The sequence below is a fragment of the Okeania sp. SIO3I5 genome (assembly GCF_010672085.1).
Lineage (GTDB): Bacteria > Cyanobacteriota > Cyanobacteriia > Cyanobacteriales > Microcoleaceae > Trichodesmium.
Genome location: NZ_JAAHHT010000356.1, coordinates 1 through 7,005, shown reverse-complemented (window position 1 = coordinate 7,005; position 7,005 = coordinate 1). Strand labels below are relative to the sequence as shown.

5 protein-coding genes are annotated in these 7,005 nt (G+C 34.8%); 2 read left to right on the top strand and 3 right to left on the bottom strand.

Annotated features, from left to right (window positions below; all coding sequences use genetic code 11):
- The 3 genes from F6K40_RS37585 to glmM form a co-directional block, all read right to left on the bottom strand.
- Positions 1 to 808 (bottom strand): polysaccharide deacetylase family protein (locus F6K40_RS37585; protein ID WP_293144534.1); only part of this gene is annotated, 808 nt, incomplete at its 3' end.
- Positions 809 to 1,250: 442 nt separating this feature from the next.
- A complete protein-coding gene (hpsL, locus tag F6K40_RS37580) occupies positions 1,251 to 2,906 on the bottom strand; it encodes a hormogonium polysaccharide biosynthesis protein HpsL (RefSeq protein WP_293144532.1) in 1,656 nt (551 codons plus the stop codon).
- A 211-nt stretch (positions 2,907 to 3,117) separates the two neighbouring features.
- A complete protein-coding gene (gene glmM / locus F6K40_RS37575) occupies positions 3,118 to 4,578 on the bottom strand; it encodes a phosphoglucosamine mutase (protein ID WP_293144529.1) in 1,461 nt (486 codons plus the stop codon).
- A gap of 664 nt (positions 4,579 to 5,242) precedes the next feature.
- On the opposite strand from glmM, the gene F6K40_RS37570 reads away from it, so the two are divergent.
- Together F6K40_RS37570 and F6K40_RS37565 are read left to right on the top strand one after the other, a co-directional pair.
- Positions 5,243 to 5,845, top strand: a complete 603-nt coding sequence (locus tag F6K40_RS37570) for a hypothetical protein (protein WP_293144526.1) — start codon at positions 5,243 to 5,245, stop codon at positions 5,843 to 5,845.
- A 302-nt stretch (positions 5,846 to 6,147) separates the two neighbouring features.
- A complete protein-coding gene (locus F6K40_RS37565; protein WP_293144523.1) occupies positions 6,148 to 6,582 on the top strand; it encodes a DUF4332 domain-containing protein in 435 nt (144 codons plus the stop codon).
- The last annotated feature ends 423 nt before the right edge of the window (positions 6,583 to 7,005 follow it).

Genomic DNA, 7,005 nt, shown 5'->3' with positions numbered 1-7,005 from the left:
TATTTCTATCTACTTTAATCCGAGGTAATTGATAATTATTGTTCCCCCACCCTAATTTTAATATTTGATGATTGTATAAATAGCCTGAAAGATAGTATTTAGATGTATAATTTTCCACCTTGGAATTAGAATCATTATAAGCATAAGCTAGATGAGCAGCAACTTTCTGATTATTATCGAGTTCTTTTGTGCATTCTCTTAAAGCTTTTTGAGCAGCTTCCAGTTCTATTTTCAACTCCGAAGAATTTAGTTCTGTGAGTCTTTTGTGACTAAAACCATGAGATTGAACATCATAATATCCTTGCTTTATTCCTCCTTTTAATTCTTCGCAACTTATATATTTATTATTTTTTTTAGGATTTTTTATCCTTTTAGGGTTAATAAACAAAACCACTTTGACTTTTTGATTAAATTTTTTATCTAGACTTTCTAAAATGGGCAGTACATTAGTATTAATATTTTTATATCCATCATCAAAAGTTAACATAATCGCCTTTAGACCCATCTTTTCAGTTGGGATAGGCTGAGAGTTAGTCAAAAAATAATCATAAAGTTCATTACTATCTAAAAACCAGTAATTTTCACGAACCAAGTATTCTAGAAATTTTTCTAAATCTTGTTTTGTATAATCAAGACCATAGCTACTTTTTTGATTTTGAGTGTTAATAATATTATGGAAACCAAATATAGGAATTTTATCTGCTTCAAAGTTAACAATTAACCATGTTTCTAAATCAAAAAACATTAAAATTGTTGTGCATAAACCTACTAAAAATAAAAATACAATCCGAATAATTTTTTTTAACATAGAACTTATATTCACAGCAATTTCCGCTATATATTAAATAATTTACAAGATTGCAGGATTTTTGGAGTTGATAAGGTACAAAGTTTTATAGGTTTAGGTATGGGAAGTTAAAAGTTTATGTCTATGCAAAAAAAGCAATTGTATTACTCTTTCATTATCAATTATCCATTATCAATTATCCATTATTATGACGTACATATATTTATGTTTTTAGGGAACAGGGAACAGGGAATAGGAAATAGGAAATGGGATATAAATTAAAGATGTACCTCATTAGTATTAGTACGGAATCTGCTATATATTAAATAATTTACAAGATTACAGCAATTTGGGAGTTGATGAGGTACAAAGTTTTATAGGTTTAGGTATGAAAAATTCAAAGTTTATGTCTATACGAAAAAGCAATTGTATTACTATTTCATTATCAATTATCCATTATCAATTATCCATTATCAAGAGCTTCTTTAAGTTTTTTCTGTTCCTGCTTATCAATTTCTGGCAACCTCATAACAACTCCAGCAAAATACCAATAATAAACCGCAACTGGATCTACATCAAGAGGATAGTAATAAGTGTTATAACTAATAATTAGAACAAAAACCCAATAGCTTGCCCCCAAACTGCGTATATTTTTATCTTTAACGGAGCGATAAGCTTTAAAACCACTAACAGTAACACTTGTTAATAGGACTAACATTGCAATTGTGCCTATAGGTCCTATTTCATAGATTAACTTAGGATAATAAGTCTCAACTAATCTAGTTCTACCAAAAACCCGGACTGAGTTAGTAGCTCGCCCTATTCCATTACCAAAAACTCCTTTTTGTCCATGACTGGATTCCTCAAATTGTTGGCTAATAAAAGCAGTGGGTGGTGAAGCATTCCAGCGACCAACAAAACTATCTATCCGCTCTTGAACAACTTCCGGATTGGATACTATTGCTCCTCCGAGTACAACACCTAATCCAATACCAATGGGAAGAAACCGTTTGAGGTTAGCCACCTGACCCGTTAAAACTAAGAGTATTATTGTCACTGTCGGAACCAGAGCTAGAGCAATTCTTTGACCGCTAATAGCTGCATTCACAAAAACTACTGCCATTCCAAATAAACCGGCTATTCGCCAGAGGGGAGAGGGATCGCAAAAAGCAACTGCAAAAGTAAAGGCAGCATTGGCAATCAAGAACCACCCCCATTGCCAAGGTGCAACAAAAGTACCAGGCAAACGAATCACACCCTGACTAGGACTAAATAGTAGAGAACCTCCTACCAAACATCTAGCTTCTAAACTTGCCTTAAATAGATCGTCTCCAGTTGCACCCCTAGTACCGTTACATTTTCCAGAAGAAAGGTATTGGTACTGTAGCATACCAAGTAGACAGCAGATAATAGCTAGAATTACTGTCAAACGGGCAGCAAATAATAACTCTTTTTTAGTTTTGAGTTTATAATAAGCTCCTGTGATTAGGGGTACATAACCAAGCATTACTTTGAGTCCCAATATTCCCATAGGAATTGGTTTATCTCCTGGTCTAGCTATTTGCCCACGAACTCGTGGTTCTCCTGGTTTAGGAACGTTAAGTTGTTGGTAACCATTAACTAATAGTAGAGTGATTAAACAAAACCCCAGTAAAATGTACAGGGGATTTTTCATTTCCTTGGGAATAATGAATGGCTTTCCTGTATTTTTGCACCACAGACCAATGGCAATTATTGCAGGAATATAGAAGCCATCTTTAGCTAACTGAAATATTGGACTTCCTCCACCTACCCAGTAAGTGACGGTACCAGCAAAAGGCATATAAATCATAAATCCCCAAAGTCCCCACATCGGATACTTAAAGGAAAGAGCTAAAACTGCCACACCACCACCACCAGCAAGGGCTATTTTTGGTTCTGCCACAAAAAATAATACAATACCAATTACAGCGCCAAGACCACCATAAGTAGCCAAGGCGCTAATAAATTCCTGAATTTGTTTGGCTCGTTTCCGCTTTTGAGCAGCTAGCTCCTTTTTGCTAATCTGAGGTGCAGCAGATTTGCCTTTCTTTTTTGATTTCCTTTTTAATTTTTTTTGAGATTTTTGTTTTGTTGGCATTCTTATAAATTTAGAATTGAGAATTGAGAATTGAGAATTCAAAAATGGTCTATATGAATTGAGAATTGAGAATTCAAAAATTGTCTGTATGAATTGAGAATTCAAAAATGGTTAACTTGTTAATTTCTTAATTTAATAATTCTGCATTCTGCATTCTAAATTCTGGTTAATTCTGCATTCTAAATTCTGGTTAATTCTGCATTCTAAATTTTCAATTCCTGAGATGTTGCTGGACTGCTAAAACTAAGTTCTTTGTCCAAGAGTCTGCTAGTTCAGCATTAATTGCTTCTACCATAACTCGAATAACTGGCTCTGTGCCAGAGGCTCGGACTAATACCCTTCCCAAATCTGCTAGAGCTGTTTCTGCTTCTTCAATAGCTCCGACTAATGGTTCACACTTTTGCCAATTCACTCGGCGATCGCGGTCTTCAACCCGAACATTTTTCAGCAATTGGGGATAAGTCTGGAAGCTTTGGTCTACTAATTCTGCTAGAGAAACTCCAGAATTTTTGACTAGGGTTGTCAAATGTAAAGCAGTCATTAGACCATCTCCTGTAATAGCATAGTGGGGACAAAGAATATGCCCTGATTGTTCTCCGCCTAACATGGACCCCGTGCGCTGCATTTCTGCATGAACATATTGGTCTCCAACTTTAGTCCTTAACATTTGTCCACCCTGTTTGTTCCAAGCACGTTCAAAACCCAAGTTGGCCATAACTGTAGTAACAATCAAATTGTTTGGTAGTAACCCTGCTTTACTTAAGCTTTGTCCCCAAAAATAGAGTATATAATCTCCATCTATAGAACGACCTTGAGAATCTACTGCTAATACTCGGTCAGCATCTCCATCAAAGGCAAATCCTATATCAGCTTTATTTTCTACCACTGCTTGCTGGAGCTGATCCAGATGGGTAGAGCCACAGTTAACATTTATGCGATCGCCGTTTGGTTGGTCATGCAAACAAATAATTTCTGCCCCCATTGTCTGAAAAACTTCTGGGGCGATATGAACTGCTGCTCCCCAAGCTAAGTCCAGAACTATTTTCATTCCCTGAAAATGTCCTGATGTTAAAGGAGAATGCAGAGATGCTTGGTACTCCTTGACTAATTCTGGTCTATGGTAATGTTGTCCCCAGTTACTGTGGATGAAAGGAAAACCCGCCGTTCCTCTAATTCCAGATTCTATCTGTTTTTGTAATTCTGAAGGGAGTTTTGTACCATCGGAACCAAAAAATTTTATGCCATTATCTTCGGGTGGGTTATGACTAGCAGAAATCATTATTCCACCTATTGCTTCTGAAACCCTGGTAAGATAGGAAACGCAAGGGGTGGGGCATAAACCTATATGCCAAACTTCTAACCCTGCTGCTGTTAAACCTGCTGACAGAGCCATAGCTAACATATTACTTGAATTTCTGCTGTCTTGACCCATAATTACAAGGCTGGAATTTTGAGAATATTGGCGCAATACTTGTCCAGCCCAAAAACCTATTTGTAGGGTTAGGGGGGCATTTAGTAGTTCTCCTGCTTTGCCCCGGATGCCATCTGTTCCGAATAAGGGAGTTGTGGGCAGTGAGGTATTGTTCCCAGGCAATGTTGTTGTTATTGCTGTGGGTGATAAATTAAAAGTGTTTTGTTCGTAAGTTTGTTTGAATGATGGTGTCTTTACCATAATTTTCACTCCTCGTCAATATTTAGTTATTCTTCCTCTCAACAAAGAGAATAGCACCTCCGGATTTAATACATAAGACTTTTTGCAGAAGTCAGGGAATAGGCAATAGGGAGATGAAATTGTTTATTTTATATCAATTCGCAAAAATAGTGCTACACTTTGGCAATACTTCAGTTATTAACTAATCAGCACAAGCTGAATCACTTTGCATACTGAATTTTACCTAAGTTAATGTTAATTATTATTATGTTTACTTCTCCGTACGGACGTTGCATGCAACGTTCGTACCTGTTTTCCTGATCAACAAAATGTATAATTTTTTTTGAGAAATTGTATTATATCTTGAATTTATTTAATTAAAATTTTTACAAGAGATAACTTTTGAATTATTTACCTATTGTAGAATTTACGAATGTCAGTCTCAGAAAATCAGAAATACAAGAATCTCAACCAGATTCAACCTTAGAAACCAGGTTTCTGGGAGGTAGATGCTAGTTAGTGCGGAATTTAATAAAAATCCGGTTTCTGCTTAAATCCTAGAGTGATTTAAAATTATACTAAATCCGATCCGTGAAAAGCAAGTTTTTCCAAATCTTTCTAACCCTTTTGCCTTCTGCTTTGCAATTTTAATAGAGCTTCCCGTGTAAACCTGATTTAGTATCGTATGTCTTATAGTCAATTTACCCTAGAAACAGTAGAACAAACTTTTGGGATAAATATTATTGAAAAGCTAGAACTTTTTGCCACAATTCCAGAAGTGAAAATTAGCGATTTCTTAAAACAATGTCTGGAATACAATACTCCTCTCGCCTTAGAAATTGCTACAGAAAAAGCTAGATCGGAAATGATTATTACACCAATTTTGATTGAGCTAAAGCAACAATTTGAATCAAATATTAGTCTATTTTCAGGTAGAGAATTTAACGTAGATAGCCAATTGGGATTGATTGGTTATTGTGATTTTATTATTAGTAAATCTCCATCTCAATTAATTATTAAATCTCCGGTTGCTGTAATTATAGAAGCGAAAAATGATAATATTCAATCGGGTTTAGGTCAGTGTATTGCTGAGATGGTAGCAGCACAAATACTTAATCAACGACAAAACAATAACCAAACAATTTATGGCTCTGTAACTACTGGCACTAACTGGAAATTTATGAAATTATTTGATCAGGTAGTAGAGGTCGATCCTAATGAATATTTTTTGAATAATATTGGTAAGTTAATCGGGATTTTAAGAAGTTTTATTGAGTCAGAAAATTAGATTTTTTTTTAGAATTCAGCGGTCAGCTATCAGCTATCAGCCAACAATAAACCGGGTTTATTGCCGGATTATTTTTGGCTCACAAAGTTTATTCTAACAACCCCGTTTATGCGTAATTCCTATACATTAAAGAGGTAAAATATGACTCAAAATTTGCAAAAAATAGATACTTTTTACTTCTTACTAAAATTATGATTCCTGAACCTCAAAATTATCAAAAAATGACTCCTGAAGAATATCTCTAATGGGGAGCAAAACAGGAAATTCCAAACTTGAAAAACCTAAAAGTACAAAAAATAAACATGAAAAAGTCACTAAAAAATCCATCAATAAAATCTCAAAACTGGTCGATTGAAAAATTACCTGGTTTAAGCAAAGAACACCAACAATTACTAACAGGATATGGGATTACCACGACTAGAAAACTATTAGAAATAACCTACACTTCCGAGCAAAAATTAATCCTAGCAAGTCAATTAAAAATCCCTCCTCAATATGTCAAAAAATGGGTGGCATTAGCAGACTTAGCTAGAGTTCCAAGTATCGGCGATCGCTACTGCGGACTGTTACTTCATTCTGGCATTATTTCAGTTTCTCAACTATCTCAAATACCTGTTCATAGATTGCATCAACAAATCCTGAAATTACAGGTATCAACTATGCAACGACGGGACCTTTGTCCGACGGTAGATTTAGTTCAAAAATGGGTTCAACAAGCTCAATTTTTATCATTATAAATCTCCAGGGAACAGGGAACAGGGAACAGGGAACAGGGAACGAAGTTTAAAAATCATGAAAAAACTTACAGCTTTTCTTACTTTTGAACTTTGAATTTTGAATTGATGACAGCTTTTCTTACTTTTGAATTTTGAACTTTGAATTTTGAATTGATGACAGCTTTTCTGACTTTTGAATTTTGAACTTTGAATTTTGAATTGATGACAGCTTTTCTGACTTTTGAACTTTGAATTTTGAATTGATGACAGCTTTTCTGACTTTTGACTTTTGAATTTTGAATTGATGACAGCTTTTCTGACTTTTGAACTTTGAATTTTGAATTGATGACAGCTTTTCTGACTTTTGAATTTTGAATTTTGAATTTTGAATTGATGACAGCTTTTCTGACTTTTGAACTTTGAATTTTGAATTGATGACAGCTT

Coding starts and splice junctions, on each gene's coding strand:
- hpsL (WP_293144532.1), bottom strand. CDS start 2,906: ATGCCAACAAAACAAAAATCTCAAAAAAAATTAAAAAGGAAATCAAAA.
- glmM (WP_293144529.1), bottom strand. CDS start 4,578: ATGGTAAAGACACCATCATTCAAACAAACTTACGAACAAAACACTTTT.
- F6K40_RS37570 (WP_293144526.1), top strand. CDS start 5,243: ATGTCTTATAGTCAATTTACCCTAGAAACAGTAGAACAAACTTTTGGG.
- F6K40_RS37565 (WP_293144523.1), top strand. CDS start 6,148: ATGAAAAAGTCACTAAAAAATCCATCAATAAAATCTCAAAACTGGTCG.